Origin of the sequence: Brevibacillus brevis (assembly GCF_031583145.1) — a bacterium.
Classification (GTDB): domain Bacteria; phylum Bacillota; class Bacilli; order Brevibacillales; family Brevibacillaceae; genus Brevibacillus; species Brevibacillus brevis_E.
The window spans coordinates 2,187,406-2,208,467 of sequence record NZ_CP134050.1; the positions used below are offsets into that span (position 1 = coordinate 2,187,406).

20 protein-coding genes, 1 tRNA gene and 1 pseudogene are annotated in these 21,062 nt (G+C 54.4%); 10 read left to right on the top strand and 12 right to left on the bottom strand.

The genetic code is table 11. The annotated features are described in order from the left end of the window. Positions 1-120 precede the first annotated feature (120 nt). The gene (locus RGB73_RS10875; protein WP_310771788.1) at positions 121-1,176 is read right to left on the bottom strand and encodes a CapA family protein; all 1,056 of its coding nucleotides are present in this window, start codon (positions 1,174-1,176) and stop codon (positions 121-123) included. Between the two features lie 158 nt (positions 1,177-1,334). Between RGB73_RS10875 and RGB73_RS10880 the strand changes: the two genes are divergently transcribed. Together RGB73_RS10880 and RGB73_RS10885 are read left to right on the top strand one after the other, a co-directional pair. After that, entirely contained in the window at positions 1,335-2,546 is a 1,212-nt protein-coding gene (locus RGB73_RS10880) for a UDP-N-acetylmuramoyl-tripeptide--D-alanyl-D-alanine ligase (protein ID WP_310771790.1), read from the top strand. Positions 2,547-2,796: 250 nt separating this feature from the next. Next, positions 2,797-3,774, top strand: coding sequence for a C40 family peptidase (locus tag RGB73_RS10885; protein ID WP_310771792.1), 978 nt, complete (start codon positions 2,797-2,799; stop codon positions 3,772-3,774). A gap of 600 nt (positions 3,775-4,374) precedes the next feature. On the opposite strand, the gene RGB73_RS10890 is transcribed toward RGB73_RS10885, so the two are convergent. The 6 genes from RGB73_RS10890 to RGB73_RS10915 form a co-directional block, all read right to left on the bottom strand. Then, the gene (locus RGB73_RS10890) at positions 4,375-5,166 is read right to left on the bottom strand and encodes a FixH family protein (protein ID WP_310771794.1); all 792 of its coding nucleotides are present in this window, start codon (positions 5,164-5,166) and stop codon (positions 4,375-4,377) included. Positions 5,167-5,168: 2 nt separating this feature from the next. Then, entirely contained in the window at positions 5,169-5,780 is a 612-nt protein-coding gene (locus tag RGB73_RS10895; RefSeq protein ID WP_310771796.1) for an SCO family protein, read from the bottom strand. Between the two features lie 25 nt (positions 5,781-5,805). Further along, complete coding sequence (gene ctaG, locus RGB73_RS10900; RefSeq protein ID WP_310771798.1) at positions 5,806-6,663, bottom strand: cytochrome c oxidase assembly factor CtaG; 858 nt, start codon at positions 6,661-6,663, stop codon at positions 5,806-5,808. 177 nt (positions 6,664-6,840) lie between these two features. Next, on the bottom strand, positions 6,841-7,311 hold the full coding sequence (locus RGB73_RS10905; RefSeq protein ID WP_310771800.1) for a thioredoxin family protein: 471 nt from the start codon (positions 7,309-7,311) through the stop codon (positions 6,841-6,843). A 3-nt stretch (positions 7,312-7,314) separates the two neighbouring features. Continuing rightward, entirely contained in the window at positions 7,315-7,743 is a 429-nt protein-coding gene (locus tag RGB73_RS10910) for a disulfide oxidoreductase (RefSeq protein WP_310771802.1), read from the bottom strand. A 161-nt stretch (positions 7,744-7,904) separates the two neighbouring features. Further along, the gene (locus RGB73_RS10915; RefSeq protein WP_310771804.1) at positions 7,905-8,696 is read right to left on the bottom strand and encodes a metallophosphoesterase family protein; all 792 of its coding nucleotides are present in this window, start codon (positions 8,694-8,696) and stop codon (positions 7,905-7,907) included. A 97-nt stretch (positions 8,697-8,793) separates the two neighbouring features. On the opposite strand from RGB73_RS10915, the gene RGB73_RS10920 reads away from it, so the two are divergent. Together RGB73_RS10920 and RGB73_RS10925 are read left to right on the top strand one after the other, a co-directional pair. Further along, positions 8,794-9,459, top strand: coding sequence for an NAD-dependent deacylase (locus tag RGB73_RS10920; RefSeq protein ID WP_396136185.1), 666 nt, complete (start codon positions 8,794-8,796; stop codon positions 9,457-9,459). A gap of 117 nt (positions 9,460-9,576) precedes the next feature. Beyond that, positions 9,577-9,651: transfer RNA gene (locus RGB73_RS10925), tRNA-Thr, on the top strand. A gap of 60 nt (positions 9,652-9,711) precedes the next feature. Here the strand turns inward: RGB73_RS10925 and RGB73_RS10930 are convergent. Then, positions 9,712-11,226 (bottom strand): hypothetical protein, encoded by a 1,515-nt coding sequence (locus RGB73_RS10930; RefSeq protein WP_310771805.1) that lies wholly within the window; start codon positions 11,224-11,226, stop codon positions 9,712-9,714. A 223-nt stretch (positions 11,227-11,449) separates the two neighbouring features. Between RGB73_RS10930 and RGB73_RS10935 the strand changes: the two genes are divergently transcribed. After that, positions 11,450-13,360 carry an ABC-F family ATP-binding cassette domain-containing protein gene (locus RGB73_RS10935; protein ID WP_310771806.1) on the top strand — a complete coding sequence of 637 codons (1,911 nt, stop codon included), beginning with the start codon at positions 11,450-11,452 and terminating at the stop codon, positions 13,358-13,360. Positions 13,361-13,473: 113 nt separating this feature from the next. After that, positions 13,474-13,698 (top strand): hypothetical protein, encoded by a 225-nt coding sequence (locus RGB73_RS10940; protein ID WP_310771808.1) that lies wholly within the window; start codon positions 13,474-13,476, stop codon positions 13,696-13,698. Between the two features lie 115 nt (positions 13,699-13,813). On the opposite strand, the gene RGB73_RS10945 is transcribed toward RGB73_RS10940, so the two are convergent. From RGB73_RS10945 to RGB73_RS10955, 3 genes and pseudogenes are all read right to left on the bottom strand, one after another. After that, a complete protein-coding gene (locus RGB73_RS10945) occupies positions 13,814-14,176 on the bottom strand; it encodes a L,D-transpeptidase (RefSeq protein WP_396136209.1) in 363 nt (120 codons plus the stop codon). A 95-nt stretch (positions 14,177-14,271) separates the two neighbouring features. Beyond that, a complete protein-coding gene (locus tag RGB73_RS10950; RefSeq protein WP_310771812.1) occupies positions 14,272-14,517 on the bottom strand; it encodes a hypothetical protein in 246 nt (81 codons plus the stop codon). Positions 14,518-14,639: 122 nt separating this feature from the next. Beyond that, a pseudogene (locus RGB73_RS10955) lies at positions 14,640-15,340 on the bottom strand (pirin family protein). Between the two features lie 155 nt (positions 15,341-15,495). On the opposite strand from RGB73_RS10955, the gene RGB73_RS10960 reads away from it, so the two are divergent. The 4 genes from RGB73_RS10960 to RGB73_RS10975 all read left to right on the top strand — a co-directional run bounded on the left by RGB73_RS10960 (position 15,496) and on the right by RGB73_RS10975 (position 20,058). Beyond that, entirely contained in the window at positions 15,496-16,254 is a 759-nt protein-coding gene (locus tag RGB73_RS10960; RefSeq protein ID WP_310771814.1) for a DUF4931 domain-containing protein, read from the top strand. Positions 16,255-16,302: 48 nt separating this feature from the next. After that, positions 16,303-17,166 carry a GNAT family N-acetyltransferase gene (locus RGB73_RS10965; RefSeq protein ID WP_310771815.1) on the top strand — a complete coding sequence of 288 codons (864 nt, stop codon included), beginning with the start codon at positions 16,303-16,305 and terminating at the stop codon, positions 17,164-17,166. Between the two features lie 104 nt (positions 17,167-17,270). After that, positions 17,271-18,407 carry a virulence factor gene (locus RGB73_RS10970; RefSeq protein WP_310771817.1) on the top strand — a complete coding sequence of 379 codons (1,137 nt, stop codon included), beginning with the start codon at positions 17,271-17,273 and terminating at the stop codon, positions 18,405-18,407. Positions 18,408-18,765: 358 nt separating this feature from the next. After that, a complete protein-coding gene (locus RGB73_RS10975; RefSeq protein ID WP_310771819.1) occupies positions 18,766-20,058 on the top strand; it encodes a phytoene desaturase family protein in 1,293 nt (430 codons plus the stop codon). 99 nt (positions 20,059-20,157) lie between these two features. On the opposite strand, the gene RGB73_RS10980 is transcribed toward RGB73_RS10975, so the two are convergent. Further along, positions 20,158-20,961 (bottom strand): serine hydrolase, encoded by an 804-nt coding sequence (locus tag RGB73_RS10980; protein ID WP_310771821.1) that lies wholly within the window; start codon positions 20,959-20,961, stop codon positions 20,158-20,160. Positions 20,962-21,062: the final 101 nt, after the last annotated feature.

Below are 21,062 nucleotides of genomic sequence, written 5' to 3' on the forward strand. Positions count from 1 at the left end.
AATCGGCTTTTCCCATCCCGTCCCGCGCCATTTCCATCCCCATACCAGGGGAGTCTCCCATGTCAAAAAGAGGGAGCAAAAGCTCCCGCGGCTGACTGCTCCCTAGCAAGCTGAGCGTCTTCACACGAATCGGCGACCGATAATCTGGACGGAGCGGCTCCAAAGCTTTTGCAGCCTGCGCCTGGCACGAAGGGGCAAGTGCTTGTCAGGCTTTCGCAGGTATGCTCGCATGGGAATGACTCGGAAGCGGGCACGCCCCCCCGAGAAGTAGCGCTGCGAAAAGGTTGGAACCACAGAAATGCCGGTGATGGCGGTCTCCCCCGTTTCGGCTTTTTCCACCGTAAAACGAAGGATGGCGCCGCACTGCGAATGGTCGAAAGCCAGCATCCGCTCGGACGTGAAGTTGCCCAGCGAATAGGCAACGAGAGTCCGCTTTTTTCTGCCATCCCCGGTCGTGACGAGAGGGGTGACAACGGGCTGCAGCACGTGGGGATGCGCGCCGAGAATAACGTCAGCGCCTCGTTCCAGAAGGCTTTGGACGAGATAGCGCTGTTTTTGCGTCGGCGAAAAACGAAATTCGACGCCGAAGTGGAGGCAGACAATCAGCAAATCGACCTGGGAGCGCAATGCGGTGATGTCCTGTTCGATCTTGGCTTGGACGAGCAAATTGACGAGCCACGGGGAGTCCGCGGGAACCTGCTGCTTGTTTGTTCCGTACGTATAAGCAAGCACGCCGATGCGAATGCCGTTTACCTGCTTGGTGAAGAAGGTGGAAGCTTCCTCCTTCGTGCGATAGGTACCCGTATGTGCGAGCTTGTGCTGATCCAATACGTCGAGAGTCCGGCACAAGCCCTGTGGACCACCGTCCAGGCAATGGTTGTTGACGGTCGTCAGCAAGTCGAAGCCGCTATGCAAAAGGTCCGTAGCCAGCTCATCCGGACAGTTGAAGCGCGGGAAGCCTGTACGGGCCGACCCGATTTGATAGGGTTGGGTTTTCCCGGAAAAGGTCGTCTCCAGATTGCCGATGGTAAAATCGGCTCCTTGCAAGATCGGAGCGACGGGAGCAAACATGTCGGCAAATGAGTATCGATCCGCGCCTGGTATTTTCGCAGAATCGATCTGCTCCCTCCACATCAGGATATCGCCTACAGCGGCGATGGTGGCTTTGCGTTTCATCGACATCACCTCTTTTGCTTCTACCTTATTCGCAATGCCTTCTGCTTGTTTTGGATGCTAGCGGAACGTTTTGATAGATGAGGGTCTATACAGGCTGTCTCCCCTTCTCATACAATGTCAGAGCCAATGGTGAGGACATGGGAGAGGGGAGGCTGCCAGTGAAAGGAAGCGGGAAAGGGAAAACAAAGAGGGTCGCGAGAACGAGGGCTAGTGCCAGTCCCAAAACGTCGCCTGCGCGGACGCTGCTTTTTCAAAAACCTGTCATTGCGGTGACGGGCAGTGCTGGCAAAACGACTACGAAGGAAATGATCTCCGCCATCTTGAGAAGGCGTTGGAATATATACAAATCGAAGTACAATCGAAACTTTTTGGGAAACACGAGGGCCCACGCGAAGAGGATCAAGGATGAGCATCAGGCTGCCGTGCTGGAGTACGGAATGACAAGCAGTGGCCACATCAAGAAGCATTGCCAGATAATCCAGCCTTCCATCGGCATCATTACCAATATCGGCACGGCGCACATCGGCAATTTCGACGGACTGATGAGCGGGATCGCCATGGCGAAGTCAGAGCTGATTCGGTATATGAAGCCTACAGGGACTGTGTTTCTCAATAGGGATTGCCCGTTTTCGCGCGAGTTTCACAAACCTCCGTACGTCGGACGATTCTTTGGCAAGTTCATTACCGTCGGAATTGAGCACGAGGCTGATTTTCAAGCGAAACAGATTCAGGTAGACGAGTGGGGAATCCGTTTCCGCTGTGTCGCGAAGGCGTGGTGGCAGCCTGAGGCATTTTTCCTGCCAATGCTGGGCGAGCACAATGTGTACAATGCGCTCTTCGCCATCGCGGTAGCTCACTCGCTAGGCTTTTCCGTCCAACAGATTCGCATGGGCCTGCAAACGTTTCGCCCGCAGCAAAAACGGCTCACCAAACATACGCTGCCTCACCGTGTACAAGTCCTGGACGATACGTACAGCTCCAATCCCGATGCCGCCAAAGCGGCCATCGATGTGCTGGCCCAGGTCAGTGGGGGAACGAAGGTGGCGGTCTTGGCAAGCATGCTGGAGATGGGAAGCTACGCGGTAGAGGCGCATGAAGAAGTGGGACGATATGTGAGTCAAAAAAACATCGACTATTTATACACATTGGGGAGAAGTGCCAGGCATATCGCCCGGGGAGCGATTCGCAGCGGATTTCCGGCCAGCCGGGTCGTTCACTGCCAGACAAAGGCAGGGCTGCACCGTCATCTCTCCAAACGGATTCGACCGGACACGGCGTTTCTGGTAAAAGGCTCCCACCGACTGAAAATGGAAGAAACCGTACACTTCTTGTGCAATGAAACGGCCAGAATCAGCCGTTCACGCAGGTAGGCAGACAGGAAGCGGCGAAGTAACGGGCCTGCCCTTTTCCCGAGGAGGACAAGGGCTTTTATCCTGGAGACATCCGCCTGTTTTGACCAGACATGAGGTCCCATCCTCTTTCCGGGTAGGGCTATAGTCGCCCGACTAACCGATCAAATCGCGGACTGGAAAGTTTTGCTGGCTAGGAGAGTCATTCTCTTTCCAGTAAACTGGCTTTGTACCCAATCTATTGGGAAAGACGCAGCCAGGAGGAGAATGAATGACGAAACGAGATTGGCTACAAAAATCGACAGTCACCGTCTTGCTCAGCACGTCCCTGCTATTATTTGCCGAGGGAGGACATGCCGCAGCGGCACAGACAGTCAATTCGCAATCTTCCGCCAAATCAGAGGCGATAGTCACCCTAGCAAAAGGCCTGGTCGGCAAGGATTACAAATATGGCGCAACCGGACCGAATTCGTTTGGGTCAGCAGGGTTGGCTACATACGTATTCAAGCAAGTAGGCATTCAAGTCGATGACACCATCGCCGAGCTGTACAAAGCCGGAGAGAAAGTCTCGCCAAGTCAAATACAGGAAGGCGATTTGCTCTTCTTTTCATCCAATGGCAAAGGCGCACCGAGCTTCATGGGGATCTTTGTCGGAAACGGCCAATACATTTATGCGTCCCAAAGCGAGGATGCCGTGGTCGTCAAGAAGCTGAGCGATTATTCGAAAAAGCTGGTGGGAGCGCGCCGTTTTCTCGCTGCGGGCTCCGGGACGAATCCGGATTCCGGGAAATCCGATTCGGGAACAGCCACGATCGGGGAGAAAGTCATCGCGGCCGGGAAGAAATACTTGGAAACGCCGTATGAATACGCCTCGACCCGTGCAAACAAGAAAACGATGGATTGCTCCGAGTTCACCATGTGGGCGTACCTGGATGGCGCCAATATCGACATGGGCAAAGGTGGTGCCCAGTCACAGGCCAAATACGTGAAGGCCCACGGAAGCTATACCACGGACATCAACAAGCTGAAAAAAGGCGACTTGGTTTTCTTCATGAGCTACAAGGGCTGGAAGGAATCCGACTATAAAAACATCGACATCTCGAAGCAAAGCATCACCCACGTCGGCATTTACATGGGGGATGGCAAGCTGCTTCAGACGTTCTCCAAAGAATCCGGTGGCGTGAAAATTACGGACTTCAAAGGCACGCATTGGGAATGGCGATTTATCATGGGCGGACGTCCATACTAGGATTCCTATTCCCATTCCATCGGCAGCAAAAGGGCATCGCTCAAGCGCTGCCCTTTTTTTCTTTCGAGGGGCGGGCGCGGGATAAAGGCGTAGCGGACAGGAGCGGAAAAATAGGTGAATGACGGCGGGCAAACGCACATGCCACATCCGCGTTTGCTGCATTTCCTATAGGGAGACTTACAGGAGGTGAAACGTCATGGCCCATCGCTATCCACCCCCTGGAGGATACCCTCCGCCAAGTGGAGATTTCCCGCCAGGACCGCCAGGAGGTTTTCCGCCGCCACCCCCAGGCCCGCCCCCCGGCCGAACGCCGAGTTCGCCAGGAACAAGCGGTTACGGCGGTACGCGCAGGATCGACGAAGGCAGCTTTTACCCGTGCTTGTACCGTTACACCTACGTGTGGCTGAAGAATGGAAACTCGTTCTGGTTTTATCCCGTATACATCAGCCGCTCTTCCATTGCAGGGTACCGGTGGAGACACAACCGTTGGGAGTATTACGGAACGGAACTGTACCGGATTGCTTATTTTACCTGTTAGGAAAACAAGGCGCATCTCCCGATCAGGTCGGGGGGATGCGCCTTGTTCGATTCCGCGGTGTCTTATTTCACCGTCAGCGGAAAGCTCTTGTGATCGTGGATATCGCCTTTTTCCACGTGGACGTTGACGGTGTAGCTGCCGGAGGATGGGAACTCTGCACGGGTGCTGTACTGCCCGGGCTGCGTTTCCTTTGCGTCGAGGAAAGCGTGTTTTTCCTCATCACCCTGCCAATATTCGAATCGCACAGTCGCTCCGCCCAATATCTGGTTTTCCTTCATTAAATGAACCGTGAGAGCTGCCGGCTGTGCAGGCTGGATGGTTTCGGGAGGCATGAAGTGAAAGTCGATGCCGCTTGCCTGTTGACCGCTTGGATCTCCGCCCTCTCCATGCTGATGCGAAGCAGGAGCATCGGCTGGCTGGCTATGCCCGGTATGGCCGCTTTCTGTGCCATTGGCTTGTCCGGCATCACCTACCGTAAAGGCAACTTTTTGCATGTTGTGAAAGTCGCGGGCCGTCACGTGATAATAAACGAAGTAGGAACCAGGCTCGCCAATGGTTTGCTGGGCAGTGTACACGCCGTCTGCCTGCAAGGCGGCAGGAATCGTCACATGCTGCTCCTGACCATCTTTCCACCACTCAAACTTGACTTCTTTGGCGTCATCCACGGGGGTCCCGTTTTGGGTCACCTTCACCGAAAACGTGATTGCAGCACCCGGTTCAGGGTTCTGCGGCGAGATGGTAAATGCAGCTTCCACAGGGGTGGAAGACGGAAGTGTCACCTCCTGATTGTCACGGCCGCAAGCGGCGGCTATGAGGGCCAGCAGGCAGAGTAAAGAAAGAAAATAACGATTCATGATTACAATCCTTTCTGTTTCATGTTCAACAGTTCCTGATAAATTTGCTCCGGATCAAAGTCTTCTCCCATGCCGTACTTTCGGATGACGGCATTGGCAGGATCGACCAGGTAGGTGCTGGACGTATGCGAGATAAAACCGTCTTCGCTCTTGCTGGCCAGAAAGCCGAGAGAGCGGGTCACTTCGCTGATTTTGCCCTCATCCCCGCGCAGAAAGGTCCAGCCCTGCGGATCGACGTTCAATTGCCGGGCGTATTTGCGCAACACCTCGGCGGTATCATTGGCGGGGTCGATGGTCACCGTCACAAATTCGACGCCATGCCCCATCAAGCCCGCCTCCTTCAGGCGTTTCTGCAATTGGACCATCTTGACGGTCGTGGTCGGACAAACATCGGGGCAACGCGTATAGATCAGCTCTACCAAGCGTACGGTTCCGGGCTTGGGAGCAAGCGGGTACGCTTCCCCATCCAAAGTTTCCAGCGATAGGGACGGCAGGGTAGCCTTGACGGGGGAACTGCCCCAAAACCAGGAGGCGATCAAGGCTGCCAGGACGAGAAACGGCAGAAGCAACAGCAGTCGCTTGAGCCGCATGGCATTCACGGATGGTACAGGCATGGGCGCCCACGTCTCCTTCCCTAGTTTAATGCGGCAGCAGCTGATCCTTCTCCTTCCGATACCATGCGGCAAATACGTAAGCCAGTACGGAGCCGTACGTCAATTCCTGCATCAGCTTCATGATGATCCCGCCCAGCCGTTGATCGTCGAGCGCTTGCAGCGGCACCGCAAACATCGATTTGTCGATGGGAGCGGAAAAAAACGGCGCGCAGAGCATGGTAGGTCCATTGACGTACGTGTCGTAAAGCGGCGTGGAGGAGAAAATGATCAAAGCGCACGCCGGAGTGATCAAAACGCCGTTGGCGAAAATGTAAGCGAGCTTCTGCAGCTCGGTCAAACGGTGTATCTCGGGCAGCGGAGCGACGACCGGCATCCACATGAGCAAGGCTGCCAGAAAGAGCAGCAGGTGGACTGCGTTGTGCATCGCCAAATTGCTCATCGCCATGTCCAGAATAACAGGCATATGGTAAAACGAAAACAGGGCATTGAACAAAAGTACAGCCGGAATCGGATGGCTGAATGCGCGAAGAAGCGCACGGGACCATCTGCGCGTGGTCAGAGGGCGCCATAGCCAGGCCGGTATGCCGGCAAGCAGAAGCAAGGGCATGACCAAATACAGCAGCGATTGCTGCAGCATGTGCGCGCTGAACAGAAAGTGCCCGGCGACGTTCAGGGGGCTGCCCATGCCGAAGTAGAACAACAGCAGGCCGACAGCGAACAGCGTTTGCTTCCCGAAAGAGACAGGTGCGGCATGGGGAAACGTATGTCGCAGCGGACCGATCAGCGAGAAGTAAGCAAACCCGAGGAGCAGGACCAGGACAATCAGCTCCGGATTCCATGTAGCCCGAAAGCCAAAGGTAGCGGTCAAATAGGAGAGAATCATGAATTCAACCTCCGTCACATTCCATTATTTTCCCCTCTCTTATTATAGGCAAAGAAATGGAAAAGCCTTATGACTCGTTCGGGCTATTTCTGACCCGCACCGCCGGAGTGTTCACACAAATGTCACCTGCAGACGAAAACAGCCTCCCGCAGGAATCACGGGAGGCTGATGAGACGATTATGACTTTTGCTGTTCTTCCAACCATTGCTTCCATTCGACTGCCTCGTGGCCACCGACCAGGCGAGCCACTTCCTTGCCTGCTTTGTAGTGGACCAAAGTGGGCGTGTACTCGATCTGAAAGTCATCCCAGCTGGCGTTGAATTCCAGGAGGTTGTGCTTTTTCATGTCGATCTTCATGTCGCGAACGATCGGCACAAGGACAGGGGTCGTGGCCTGGCAATGCTCGCACAGCGGGCTGTAGTAGTAGACGTACAGGTCTTCCTTGTTGGCGAGGCGCGACTTCAGCTCGTCCGGCATGATCAGGTTGTCGTAGAGGGGATCGTTCAATTGGGCCAGGGTGGCTGGATTCAGACTGGCTTTGCCATACGGATTGCCGGCAGCTTGCTGGCGATTGGAGATGTCGGAGTAGACGATCGCAGCAATGAGGAGAGCCGCAACGATGACGGACAGAAAAATGACCTTTTTCATGGATTATTGCTCCTTTCCGTTTTTCAGAACGATGATTTGCAAGACGCTGATCAGGATAAACGCGATCAGGGCGAGAAACGGGATCGTGATAAAACCAAACCAGTTGATGTAGTCTGCATTGCAAGGCACGATGCCGCAAGCGTTGCCAAGCTCGTGCAGGGCGGGCACTTTTTGGATCAAGTAGTGGTAGAGGGAGATCAGGCCCCCGATTCCGGAAAGGATCAAGGTGTACGAGGACATCCTGTAATCTTTTTTCGCTGAGGCGACTCCGAGAAGAATCACGAGCGGGTACATCAAGATTCGCTGGTACCAGCATAGGTCGCACGGTATGTATTTCATGACTTCTGAAAAAAAGAGACTGCCTGCCGTAGCGATCAGAGCGATTCCCCAGGAAGCAAACATCGCTTGTTCCATGGCTTGCGCACGCTTCATAAAAACACCTCGTCCTCATCTTAGCATAGTGCGGTTGGGATGTAGATTCGAAAAAATAGAGAGAGCAGCGGGCTTGTCCAGCAAAAGTTCGCCCGATTCCACTACCCATTGTAGTGTAAAAACGGACTGGAAACAATACATCATTATGGACAAACTGTGATTTACCCGTTGACGTGTACGAGTGGGTAAGGCTGGACGTCGTGGATGGGCACGAAAATGAACTGCAGGGATGGCCACTCTACCAGCAGGACTCCGCGGCGAAAAGCGGCACCGCCATCGATCCCGACTAGCTGCTCCCGTCTCCACGGTCCGTTCCCTCGATAGCCGGGAAGCTTGGGAACCGGGGTGTGGCCAAATACAATGGGCAACTCTCCGGTGTACTCGTCGTAAAACTCCTGGCGGATCCACAGCAGATCATGCGGATTTTGCTGGGTCAAGGGCACGCCTGGCCTGATGCCGGCGTGAACCAGCAAGACGGCGGGTGACCCGGTTCGCTCGTCCGCCGGCAATTCCATGTACAATGGCAGTGAGCTTAGGGCAGACAGCAAAAACGGATACCGGGCGAGAATTTCCTGACGAGCTTCTTCCTGGATGGCTGGGGAAGGGAGACCGCCGACCGCAAACGCCCGGCGCAGCGGATGATGGCCCAAAAAGGAGCGAACAGTAGCGTCTCCTCCGTTGAAGCGCAAGTAATTCTCCGCGTCTCCCCTGCGCGAGAGCCAGTCTTCCAGCATCTGTTCGTGATTGCCTTTGAGCAGAAAGACTTGCGCGGGGTATTGCTGCCGCAACTCGAGCAAGAACAGCAATACATCCTTGGATTGCGGTCCGCGGTCGATCATGTCCCCGAGAACGTACAGGCTGGTTCCTTGCCGAGGAGCAAAGGAAGCATCCTGTAGCGCTTTTTGAAACGCCTGATACTGGCCGTGAATATCCGATACCAAATACGTGGACATGGAAGAGAGGCCCCCTTTGTATACAAAATGCGCCGCTTTTTATTACAATATGAAGAAAGGCAAATCGGGTGAAGGAGCAATTGAGGGAGGGAGCGTATTGGAGCGCTTGGCACAGTGGATCAAGGAATCGTCGAAATGCGTGGTTTTTACGGGGGCGGGGATGTCGACCGAGAGCGGGCTGCCTGATTTTCGTTCGCAGACAGGACTGTGGCGCGGACAGGATCCGATGAAATTGGCCAGTACCCATGCCCTTGCGCACAATCGGGAGGATTTCGCCGACTTCTACCGGATGCGGATCGAAGGATTGCTTGCGTGCGAGCCGCACAGGGGACACTATATTCTTGCCGATTGGGAGCAGCGGGGGTGGGTGCGCGGATTGATCACCCAAAACGTGGACGGATATCATCAGCGTGCGGGAAGCCAGTCAGTGGCGCAGCTTCACGGTACGCTGTCCGTCGTCCGCTGTCTGCGCTGCGGGGCCGAATACCCTTGCCGGAAGTACCTGGAGGAAAAAGGGACAAGTTGCGCGTGCGGCGGATTTTTGCGCCCGGGCGTGGTTCTGTTCGGAGAGTCTTTGCCACAGTCTGCGCTGGAGCGCGCGGAAGCTTGGACGGATGAGGCGGACTTGTTTCTGGTCCTGGGATCCTCGCTCCAGGTAAGTCCGGCCAACTGGTTTCCGCAGCGGGCAAAAGAACGGGGAGCGAGGCTGGTCATCGTCAATCGCGATCCGACGCCGCTGGATTCATGGGCAGAGCAGATATGATCATACGGGATTATTCCATCGGGGATGTGTTGCAGGAAACAGAAAAAAATTTACTTCTGTGAAATTGCTCTTGATTTTTTGCGCGGAATTTACTAATATATTTGGTGTAAACGACGTGCTAGCGTAGCACAGGGGTAGTGCAGCTGATTCGTAATCAGCAGGTCGGGGGTTCAAATCCCTTCGCTAGCACCATCATACACAAACATAACCAGGGGAGGATTCCCCTGGTTTTTTTATGCTTTCGATGCAGAATCACTGGCTCCCGACTTTGCCTGAAACGGCGTTTACATAGCGGGCATCCGCTGCGAATGCAGGCACGTATGCGAGGATGGGTTGATCAGCCTGTTTTTGCGTTGAGGTCGGATACACGTAGTTCAGCTCGAGCTGCAAGGCATGCAGCCATTGTTTCTTTGCTTCCTCGACAGAGATGAAGGTGGGCGCGACAACTGCGCGAGGCGTATAGGCACGGATATTGACGGAGCTCATGATGCCTTCATCCGGATCAAACGTGATGGTGACGATTGGCTTCGCAGTCCGTACCCCATTGAGTTTTGGATAGAGCTCCAGCACGTATTCGAGGGGGACTGACTGGGACGTGTCCCATACGGTAGTGGACTTGGCAGAATAGTGTCCACGGAGCAGGTACTCGCCATCTGACAACGGGACATGGCGCTCGATGAAACGCTGGGCGATCGCTTTGATGTCCCCTTCCGTAGCGCGAATGGAATTTGAGGGCTTCGCCAATTCCAGGTCTGCCTGGAGCAGGGCTCCTGTCTTTTCGTCCGTGCGAACAACGATGCTTCGTCTGTCATCCTGCAATGTGTAGATGGAAAGCGGTACCTCGTTCGGATGACTCTCTCGGCGGGAGGATGTCTTCAGCTGATCCGGGCTTGCGCCAAAAAAGTCTTGCGCCATGGTTTTGGCTTCGTCCGCCGTGAGGGCAGTCGGCTGCTTCCGATTGGCTGCTCCTACAGTGATGCTCGTGTCATCGTATTTGTAGGGAGGGGCTGCGGCTTCACCGGTTTTCGCGTCTACCCAGCCATACGGAAAAGCTTGATATTGATACAGCTCCTGTTCGTCATCGTAGGCCAGTTCCATGTGAAGCTGAACTCCCAACGCTTCGAGGGCACGCTCCCTGGACTGGATGCCCGAGGTGGACGGAAGAGTCCGCTCGTCGACTTTCGAATCGCGTTTCATAAAAGAGCGCAAACGACCTGAGGCGTCGACGACAATGCTGCCTGCTGCCTTTTGCACGGGAATGTTATTGACGACAGGATAAAGCGGGACTTCGAACAGATTGTTTGGGAGCAGCGTTCCTTGCAAGCCGGCCGCATAAGATTTTCCGATGATCTCTTCGGCAAAAGCGGCAGCTTCACTGACTGCTTTTTGCGGATCGGGACGGCCGCTCTTTGGTTCCGTTTTCCATCCGGTCTCCAATTGTCTCAGCTTTCTGCTCTCCTCTTCAAAGGTAAGTTGGACGTAAGTGGGGGCGTGGGTATTGGAGGCAGCGATGTCTTTGTTTGCTCTCAGCGTGATGTTCCGATAGCCGGAACCGATTAATTCCACAACGGGCTCTTTCAACCCGAAGTACCCGATAGCTTTGTCCACGGTACGCTTGACGACAGCAGGGGCGCTCTTTAAGGCGTCAGCTTCGCGGGTGGCTTCAACTGCAGCGTCTGCAGCAACTGCCGGCAGCGAGGAGACGGCCAGTGAGGCGATCAGGCATGAGCGAAGCAAAATTCCTGCTGTTTTGTGCGGAAACTTCATGAAAATTCCTCCTTTTCTTTTACTTCAAATCCTTATTTTACCATAATATTTTCAAAATCAAAAACTATCTTTCCTGTTATTTCAGGGAAATCGGACCGCATGTCTGAGCATTGTACCTGCAGTTTCCCGCGTTCCCACCTAGAGCTTCTGCGAAAAACATGTTACCATCGAAGATAGCATTCCTTTTCGCCGCACAGGCGAAACGAAAGTACAGGTGACGTTCATGCAACTATTATCAGTAGAGAATCTCTCCAAAAGCTACGGAGAAAAAGTATTGTTCGACCATATATCCTTTCATATCGCCGAGCAGCAGCGAATCGGTCTGATCGGTGTCAACGGGACCGGGAAGTCTTCGCTTTTGAAAATCATCACGGGGCTCGAAGCGCCGGACAGCGGGAAGATCGTCCACGCAAACCGGTTCCACGTGGAATATTTGCCGCAAAACCCTGGCTTTGCGGAGGATTCCTCCGTACTCGACCAGGTTTTTTACGGGGACTCTCCGCTCATGCAGCTCTTGCGCGAGTACGAAGCGGCACTGGCTGACTTGCAGAGCTCCCCGGACGACGAGCAGAAACAAAAGCGGGTATTCGCGCTGCAGAGCAAGATGGACGCGGCTGACGCCTGGGAAAGCAATACGCAGGCCAAAATGATTTTGACCCAGCTCGGCATACGCGACTTCACGCAAAAAGTCAGCGAGCTTTCTGGCGGGCAAAGAAAACGGGTCGCGATGGCACGCGCTCTGATTACGCCTGCCGACCTGCTCATTCTGGACGAGCCGACCAACCACATCGACAACGAAACGGTCGAGTGGCTGGAAGAGTATTTGGCCCGGTATAAAGGGGCGTTGCTGCTCGTGACGCACGACCGCTATTTTCTGGACCGGGTGACCAACCGGACCTTCGAGCTGGACAAGGGCAAGCTGTACAGCTACGAGGGGAACTATGCGACCTTCCTGGAGAAAAAGGCGGAGCGGGAGGAGAACGAAGCAGCGGCGGAGAGCAAACGCCAAAACTTGCTCCGCAGAGAGCTCGCCTGGCTGCGTCGTGGAGCAAAAGCTCGGACGACGAAGCAAAAGGCACGCGTGCAACGGGCAGAAGAACTGCGCGATCGGGTCGTGGAAGGCCAAGCGACGAAAATGGACATGGCGCTGGGTGCCAGCCGCCTGGGCAAAAAAGTCATCGAGCTTGCGCACATCAGCAAAGCGTATGGGGAACGAAAGCTCATCGAGGATTTCAGCTACATCGTCCTGCCAGGCGATCGGGTGGGCATCATCGGCCCGAATGGGAGCGGGAAGTCTACCCTGCTCAATATGCTCGCGGGCAGATTGGCTCCGGATTCGGGGACGATCGAGATCGGCCAGACGGTGAAAATCGCGTACTACACGCAGGACAGTGTGGAAATGAACGAAAAGCTGCGCGTGATCGAGTATATCAAGGAAGCGGCGGAAGTGATCACGACGAGCGATGGGGAAACGATCACCGCTTCGCAAATGCTTGAGCGTTTTCTGTTTTCCCCGTCTATGCAGTACACGCCGATCTCCCGACTGTCGGGGGGAGAACGCCGAAGGCTTTACCTCTTGCGGACATTGATGGGCGAGCCCAACGTGCTGTTCCTGGATGAGCCGACCAACGATCTGGACATTCAGACGCTCAGCATTCTGGAAGACTACCTGGAGCATTTTCCAGGCGCGGTCATTACGGTTTCCCATGACCGGTACTTTCTGGATCGTACGGTTGACCACTTGTTCGCCTTTGAAGGCGGCGGAGAAATTCGCCATTTTACCGGCAATTATTCGGAGTATCTGGACGTGCGTCGCACAGAGAAGGAAGCCGCAGCTCCTGCAGCAGTGAAAACAGAAAAGAGCGAGAGTGCGGGAGGAAGCCGAGGGAATAACCGGACGAAAAAGCTTTCGTACAAGGATCAAAAGGAATGGGACGAAATTGAGGGAAAAATTGCGGGATTGGAAGAACGCAGCGCAAAGCTGAAGGAAGAAATTGCCGCTTCAGGAAGCGACTACGGGAAGGTCGAGAAGCTGTACGCCGAAGAACAGCAAGTAGCGGCAGAGCTGGAAGCCGCGATTGAACGCTGGGCGGAGCTCTCTGCGATGATCGAGGAGCTGGAGCAAGGCAAATGATCACGCTCGGCCACGGTGCCAATCTCTGTGTATGCAGCCAGTAATTGTGGCTGTGAAACGGCAGCGAGCTTCGGTAGACTGGAGTAGATTACTTAGTAGAGGAGTCGCTGTCGTTGCCTGCCTACAAGTTGGACCCGGAATGGGTAATGTCTTATTTGGCTAAGCAGGAAGAAAAGCTCATGATTGAGCTGCTTCCGGAGCAAAGAGATGAGATTATGAACAAGATAAGGGAACTAACGCTTTCGATCATGTACAAGCAAGCCAGAAGATATCTGGTGTATTTTGAAGCAAATGAACCCGAAGAAGCCAAAAGCGAAGAAAGAACACGGTTCATGTAAAAAAGACCCGCCTCGATGGGAAGAGGCGGGTCTTTGCTTTCCCGATAAGAATGGTTCCCATTCCCATCCGCATACGTACAAGGCAGCGGAACGAGTGCCTTTGGGTACGATGCCCTTAGCGCGGCCTGATTCGTACGGGTGTGCCGATCGGGACGAGTCTGGCCAGGCGGTTGACGTCCTGGTTGTACATGCGGATGCAGCCGTGCGAGACGTACTTTCCGATAGATGAAGGGTTGTTGGTGCCGTGAATGCCGTAGTGAGGCTTGCTCAATCCGAGCCAGTACGTGCCGAAAACACTCAACGGCCCGCCGGGATAGGAATTCGGATACGGGACTTTGCTTACGATGGTAAAATCGCCGCTGGGGGTGGAGGTTGCGATCTTGCCCAGAGCCACCGGATAAGAACGGACAAGCTCGGAGCCGTCGTACAGATCCAGCCGCAGATGGGCGATGGAAATACGTATGTTGTAGGCGGGAATCTTTGTCACCTCCCTCAGGAGAATGGCCTTTTTCCACAGAAATGAGCTTACCTTATCTTATGTTCCTGACACCGACCCGTTCCCGCCCGATCCGCTTACCGCACGCGAAAGTCAAGGGAAAAGGCATCAGGGTAGCGCAGGCCGTCTCGATAAAACAAGGTCCTCACCCAGGCGTACATGCGCAAGGGAATCGACGGAAAGACGATCGCCAGCTGGCCTTGTTCCAATAGGGGCAATTCCAGCGGGGATTGAATCTCGTAGGGCACGCCCTCTTGATCGAGCAACAGCTTGTATTTGTGAGCCTCACTCCAGCTCACCGGATAATAAAACGATCTTTCCATGTCATCCATCACCTTTCCGCGATTCGCTATGTCTCATTGTATGCGTGTCAGGTGAGATAAAAAAAGAAAACGCAGCCCGTGGTGAAAAATAGGCTGCGTTAAAAGCGGATGGCATGACGGAATTACGGCAGGTCGATCAACATGAAAAAGGAGTCGCTTTTCGCCTCAAGGTCGAGCCGGGGAGTCGAAATGATGCGAGCGGCATCACGGGTGTCCAAGGAAGCTTCCTGGTTGAGCGCGAGTGCCCCTTCCATGACAAACACGTAGATTCGTCTTCCGGGCTGCTGCTCGAAATGGATCGACTGTCCTTTCTCAAGACGGGAGAGGTAAAGGGTCAGGTCCTGGTGGATCTTTGCGATTTGCTCCCCGCCTTCTGTCTGTACGACCGGAAGCAGCTGGTTCGCCAGCTTGGCCGGATCGTAGGCGATTTGTTCGTAAGAAGGCGCGAGACCGTATTGGGCCGGCTCAAACCACAGCTGTAAAAACTTACCGGCTCTGTAGCGGAGGGGTTCATCTCCGAATGGACGATTCCCGTCCCTGCGCTCATCCGCTGCACCTCGCCGGGACGGATCACTTCCTGACGGCCCGTGCTGTCGCGATGCCCGAGCTGGCCTTCCAAGACGATGGAGACGATCTCCATTTCGCGATGGGGGTGCGAGCCGAATCCGGTTTGGGGAGCGACGGCATCGTCATTGAAGACGCGGAGCGGCCCGAAGCCCATGTTGTCCGGATCGTAGTAATCCGCAAAGGAAAAGCTGAAGCTGCTCTTCAGCCAGCCGTGATCGGCGGTGTAACGGGATGCGGCTTTATGTATATCTATCATTGGTGGCCTCCTGAATGTGTGGCTGTTTGCCGTTAGCGTATCCAATATACTTACTTTTATGAAGATGATAACATAAAATCAGTAGAGAGAACGAATGATTTTCAGGAGATTTCCGTGTAAAGTGGAAGTAGGTGGCAAATAGGAGGGACACCGGAATGGCTCAGACCCATTTGCATTTTGACATGCACATCGGCAGAAAAAAGCCGGAGAGCGTGATCAATCGGGAAACCGCATGCCCGTTTTGTGACATTGACAGCCTGACGAATGTACTGGAGCAGCGCGGACCCATGATCTGGCTCATGAACAAATACCCGGTCCTGCAGGATACGTATCAGACCGTCCTGATCGAATCGGATGACTGTGAAGGCGACTGGTCCGTCTACTCCAAGGAGCATGTACGGGAGCTCCTTGCGTTTGGCGTGGAGAAGTGGCTGGAGCTGGAGAGCAGCGGTTCGTTTGCTTCGGTCCTGTTTTTCAAAAACCACGGTCCGTTTTCGGGAGGCAGCATCCGGCATCCGCACATGCAGATCGTCGGATTGAACGAGTACGATTACCGCACGCAGGTAAAGGAAAGCGATTTTGCAGGGCTCCTGATCGACCGCGCACACGGGGTGGAATGTACGCTGTCTACTCATCCGCGCGCAGGTTTTTTTGAGTACAACGTCGTCCTTTCGGAGTGGGACCGATTGCCCCAGATGGCGGATTACCTGCAAATCCTGGCCCACTGGATTTTGAATCACGTCAACCGGCGCTGCCAGAGCTACAATTTTTTCTTTTACCGCTGGGAGGAGAAGCTGGTTGCCAAAGTAGTGCCGCGCTTCGTCACATCCCCTCTTTATGTAGGGTACGGCATTCCGCAAGTAGCAAACAATTTGGAAGAGGTCGTCGCGGAAATCAAGCGGCTCTATTTTTAAGACTTAAAAGAGCAAGGAAGTTCACGTAACCTGGGGGGAATGAGGGAGATGGGCATTCAGTTCGTAGAAAAAAGCAAATTGTCGGCAGATGAGCTGGAGGCGGTAGACCGGCTGGTCGCAATCTGCAACAGCCACGACGGCATCGATTTGAAAGTGAACCCGGATATGCTGAAAAATCGTCCCGGTACGCATGTCGAAGATTTTCTCTGCTACGAGGATGACACGCTGATCGGGTTTCTGGGCATGTACGTCTTTCACGGCGAGGAAGCGGAAGTGAGCGGAATGGTTCACCCCGCGCATCGGAGAAAAGGAATTTTCCGGGCCCTGCAGGAGCGGGCGGCTGAGCAATGCCGAAAGCGCGACATCCCCAATCAGCTCTTTATCGTTCAGCGCGAGTCGGCACCCGGCAAGGCGTGCATGGAGAGCTTGGGGGCACAGTACCAGTTTTCGGAGTATTGGATGGATCTGGACGTGCGAAAAGAAGCGGCGCAGGTCGCGGACATCGAGATGCGTAAGGCCAGCGCGGACGATATCGAGACGCTGGTCTGGCTGAACGTGCACGGCTTTCAAATGGAAGAAGCCAGGGCCAGGGAAATGACCCAGCGTATCGAAGAGGAGCCGAATCGGACGACGTATCTGATCGTCGCACAGCAGAAGGATGTCGGCAAAATCAGCGTCAGCTTCGGAGAGGACGGGAAAGGCTTCATTTTTGGCTTTTGCATGCATCCGGACCATCAAGGGAAAGGGTATGGCCGCCGTGCGCTGGCCAAAACAATCGGCCTGATCCGCGAGCAGGGGCTTGACGACATCTCGCTGGAAGTCGCCTGCGAAAACAGCAGCGCCCTGGGGCTGTACGAGTCGTGCGGCTTCGCGGTAAAATCGGCGAATGACTACTACAAGCTCCCGCTGTGAGGGCAAACTGTTTGAGGGGCACTTCAGATTGGAATTGGAGAGCGTATCCGTGCTACCATGAGAAAGGATGACTTTCGGAGTACGGAAAAAGGAGTGAAGGAAATATGAAGCTGTTGTCCATCGAACCCACGCCAAGTCCAAACGTCATGAAGCTGAACGTGGACGAGCGTCTGCCGGTTGGTGTCCAACATGTCTATACAAAAGAGAACATCGATAAAGCGCCTGAGCTCATGGGCAAGCTCCTGGCAATCGAGGGAGTCGTATCGATCTTCCACACGGCGGACTTCCTGGCGCTGGAACGGAAATCGAATGCGGACTGGCAGCGCATTTTGACTCAGTCCAGAGAGATTCTCCAGGCGGGCGAGGGAGCAGCTGTACCGGTGATGGCGGCCGCCGAAGGAGCGGCCTTCGGGGAGGCGCAGGTGTTCATCCAAATGTTTCGGGAAATCCCGATGCAGGTCAAGGTCACGATGGGAACGGAACAAATTCGCGCAGCCTTGCCTGAGAGGTTCGGACAGTCGGCGATGCGGGCCGGTTCTGCATCGCCCAACCTGATCATGGAGCGCAAGTGGGTGGAGCATGGCGTACGCTACGGTGACTTGCGGGAAATCGGGGAAGAAGTCGCACAGGAAATCGCGGCTTCCTATCCGGAGAGCCGGGTGGAAGAGCTGGTTGAGCGAGCCCTGCAGCAAGGAACCGGTGAGGCTCCCGAGCCGATCGTCCGGGAAAAGAAGGTCGTGACACTGGACATGCTGGACGATCCGGATTGGCAAAAGCGCTATGCCGCATTGGATCGGATGGAGCCGACCGAGGACGACCTGCCTGTTTTGGAAAAAGCCCTTCGCGATTCCAAGCCATCCATTCGGAGATTGGCCGTGGTCTATCTGGGAATGATTGGCGGGGATGCGGTTTTCCCGCTGCTGTTCCAGGCCTTGAAGGACGATTCGGTATCCGTAAGGCGGACGGCAGGCGACACGTTGTCCGATTTGGGAGATCCACGCGCGATCGCGCCGATGTGCGAGGCGCTGAAGGATAAAAACAAGCTCGTGCGCTGGCGTGCCGCCCGTTTCCTGTTTGAGGTAGGGGACGAAACGGCGCTGCCCGCCCTTCTGGAAGCAAGGCACGATCCGGAATTCGAAGTGAGCTTGCAGGTGCAGATGGCTGTTGAGCGGATTGAAAGCGGGGAAGAAGCCAGCGGAACGGTCTGGCAGCAAATGACCCGCAGAAACGAGCAAAGCTGAACTTCTGACACTTGGCGCAGGGCACAAGGCCAAACCGTTTGAGTGTCAAGCCATTTCGCAGGGGCTATCAAAGCCCCTGCTTTTTGCCGTCGTCTTCCGAATAGCGAAAGAGAGGGGACCACTGGCGAAAAAAATGCCCGGATATCCCGGTATGGCAAGGGAATACTGCATGAGAAGGGTTGCGCGGCAAGTGTTTCCATGGTTGCTGGTTTCGTTGCGTCAGGAAATTATTGGTATTGCCCAGTATAAAAATAGACACAGTTCAATAATGGTTGACTTCTAAGTGAAACATCCCTTATTCTAGGATAGGGTTTAGCTTATGTTATCAACATTGCGAGTAGCGTAGGGGAGATTGTGTATGACAACCAATCACTATGACGTTGTTATTGTAGGCGGAGGACTTGCTGGTCTCTCCAGTGCCGCCTATCTTTCGTCGAAGGGCAAGAAAGTAGCACTATTGGAGCGTGGACAATTGGGCGGTCGCGCTGTGACGCTGAAGATCAAAGGATTCAACTTCAACTTCGGCGCCCACGCGATTTATGCGCGGGACAGCTCCATTTTGAGAACGTTTGAAAAAGAACTGGACCTTCACATTGACTGGCAAGACTTTAACCCGACCAAAGCCAAATACGATATCGGTAACGATCTGACAGCGGTTCCAGCCAACGTGCAAGGGCTGTTCCAAACCAAGCTGCTTAAGGGTATGGACAAAGTATTGTTTACGTTTGAAATCTTGAAAACCATGTTGAAAATGGAGACTGGCCATCCGCATATGTCGATTCAAAAGTGGATGGAAAAGAAACACGTCAATGAAGAAGTGCAGGAAATGATGCTGACGCTGGCTTCCTCCAACTTCTTTACGCGGGAGCCGGAAAAAATTCCTTCGGACGTGTTCTTCTCCTACTACAGCCGTCTGTTCAAGACCAACAAGCCGGTAGCGTATATCGGCGGGGGCTGGCAAGCGCTGATCAACGAATTCGTGCGTGTCATCGAAGCCAACAACGGCGTCATTTTGACCAAAACGAAAGTGGAGAAGTTCCACGTAGAAGACGATCGCGTCGTGGGAGTAGTTACACCGGAAGCGGAGTATACCGCTGACGAATTCATCAGCTGCATTCCTCCAAAAGAGATGGTCAAGGTGTTCGCGGAAACCCGTCTGGAGCATGCGATTGCCCAGCACGCCGAGTACGAGCCAACAGTCGTCATCGTGTACGACATCGGCTTGAAAGAACGCATTGACGTGCCGTATTCCTATATTTACGACAAGCATAACAACATCTTTATCACCGACATCTCCTATTACGACCACACGTGTGTACCGGAAGGCGGACAGCTCCTGCAGGCTACCGCTTACCTGCGTCAGTCCGAAGTCGGGAACAAAGAGATTGCCGAGCAGCGCAAGCTGGAAATCGAAGCACTGTACGACAAGCACTTTGCCGGCTGGCGCGAGCAGTTGGTTGTTCCGCGTGTTTCCACACGGGCGATCGTACAGGAGATCAAGTGGACGATGAACCAAAAACCGCTGCCGACCTTTATGCCGGATTACCGCAACCTGTTCTTTGCGGGCGACTGGTGCGAAGGGCAAGGCCAACTGTCTGAGCTCTCGTTCTCGAGCGCACTTGCGGTTTCAAAAATGATTTTGGAAAAATAATGCAATCATCAGCGGGCGTTTCTCCTTGGTCGCAGACCGATGGCGAAACGCCCGTTCATGCAAAAGCCCGCCACGGAAATGGCGGGCTGCTGGTGCTGGCTATTGGTATGCGTCGTACACGAGGCGTCCGATCTGGCCCATGACCTGGGCTGCTGCCTTCTGTTCGAGGTTCTTGTTCAGGAGGCAGATGGTGATGGCGTGCGTGCCTGTGAACAGGATCCCCGTGTCGTGGGTGATGTTGGTGACGGAGCCGGTTTTGTTGGCGAACTCCCACTTGGGCACCATGCCGATGAAATCGCCTTCCGGATCCGGCAAGAGCAGCGGGATACGGTCTCTATGCTGCTGTTGCTTCAGGATGGCCATCATCTTTAGACAGCTGTCGTACGAGATGACTTTCCCGGTAGCCAAATAGCGGAAATGGGCCCCCATGTCTGCAGCCGTCAGCTCGTTGTAGCCTTCCAGCTCGGCCGGCACGACCATCAGTTTGTTGTAAAACTGGCTGTTCACCATTTCTGTCTTGCTCATGGCGGTGCGAATGCTCTCGGCTCCGACCAGATCAATCATCATGTTGGTCGCGGTGTTGTCGCTCTGGATGATCATCAGGGTGACCAGGTCCTGGACGGTCAGCTCCGTACCGGGCGACATATGCTGGAGGACTCCTGCGCCCCCTACCTGATCTTCGCGGCGAAGCGTGATGGTCTGCTCCAGCGCGATTTTGCCGGCGTACGCTTCCGCGAAGACTGCGGTCATGATCGGCACTTTGATGACACTCGCCGCGTAGAAGCGCTGGTGTTCGTTGTGAGTGACTTTTTCCCCTGAGTGCAAATCTTCCAGGTATACGCCCCATTCTCCGCCGGCTTGTTCGATCAGCTGCAGGATGGGGGTGGAAAGACTTGAGAGCATTTGCTCCATCTCCTTTTTCGTGTAGACAAAATTTTCTCAAGATAATATTATTTAGTCATGCTCCTAACAATCAAGAAGAATTATTCCAGAGACGGGGGTTT

Coding starts and splice junctions, on each gene's coding strand:
- RGB73_RS10975 (WP_310771819.1), top strand. CDS start 18,766: ATGACAACCAATCACTATGACGTTGTTATTGTAGGCGGAGGACTTGCT.
- RGB73_RS10885 (WP_310771792.1), top strand. CDS start 2,797: ATGACGAAACGAGATTGGCTACAAAAATCGACAGTCACCGTCTTGCTC.
- RGB73_RS10935 (WP_310771806.1), top strand. CDS start 11,450: ATGCAACTATTATCAGTAGAGAATCTCTCCAAAAGCTACGGAGAAAAA.
- RGB73_RS10950 (WP_310771812.1), bottom strand. CDS start 14,517: ATGGAAAGATCGTTTTATTATCCGGTGAGCTGGAGTGAGGCTCACAAA.
- RGB73_RS10905 (WP_310771800.1), bottom strand. CDS start 7,311: ATGAAAAAGGTCATTTTTCTGTCCGTCATCGTTGCGGCTCTCCTCATT.
- RGB73_RS10980 (WP_310771821.1), bottom strand. CDS start 20,961: ATGCTCTCAAGTCTTTCCACCCCCATCCTGCAGCTGATCGAACAAGCC.
- RGB73_RS10890 (WP_310771794.1), bottom strand. CDS start 5,166: ATGAATCGTTATTTTCTTTCTTTACTCTGCCTGCTGGCCCTCATAGCC.
- RGB73_RS10875 (WP_310771788.1), bottom strand. CDS start 1,176: ATGAAACGCAAAGCCACCATCGCCGCTGTAGGCGATATCCTGATGTGG.
- RGB73_RS10895 (WP_310771796.1), bottom strand. CDS start 5,780: ATGCCTGTACCATCCGTGAATGCCATGCGGCTCAAGCGACTGCTGTTG.
- RGB73_RS10915 (WP_310771804.1), bottom strand. CDS start 8,696: ATGTCCACGTATTTGGTATCGGATATTCACGGCCAGTATCAGGCGTTT.
- RGB73_RS10970 (WP_310771817.1), top strand. CDS start 17,271: ATGAAGCTGTTGTCCATCGAACCCACGCCAAGTCCAAACGTCATGAAG.
- ctaG (WP_310771798.1), bottom strand. CDS start 6,663: ATGATTCTCTCCTATTTGACCGCTACCTTTGGCTTTCGGGCTACATGG.
- RGB73_RS10910 (WP_310771802.1), bottom strand. CDS start 7,743: ATGAAGCGTGCGCAAGCCATGGAACAAGCGATGTTTGCTTCCTGGGGA.
- RGB73_RS10960 (WP_310771814.1), top strand. CDS start 15,496: ATGGCTCAGACCCATTTGCATTTTGACATGCACATCGGCAGAAAAAAG.
- RGB73_RS10965 (WP_310771815.1), top strand. CDS start 16,303: ATGGGCATTCAGTTCGTAGAAAAAAGCAAATTGTCGGCAGATGAGCTG.
- RGB73_RS10930 (WP_310771805.1), bottom strand. CDS start 11,226: ATGAAGTTTCCGCACAAAACAGCAGGAATTTTGCTTCGCTCATGCCTG.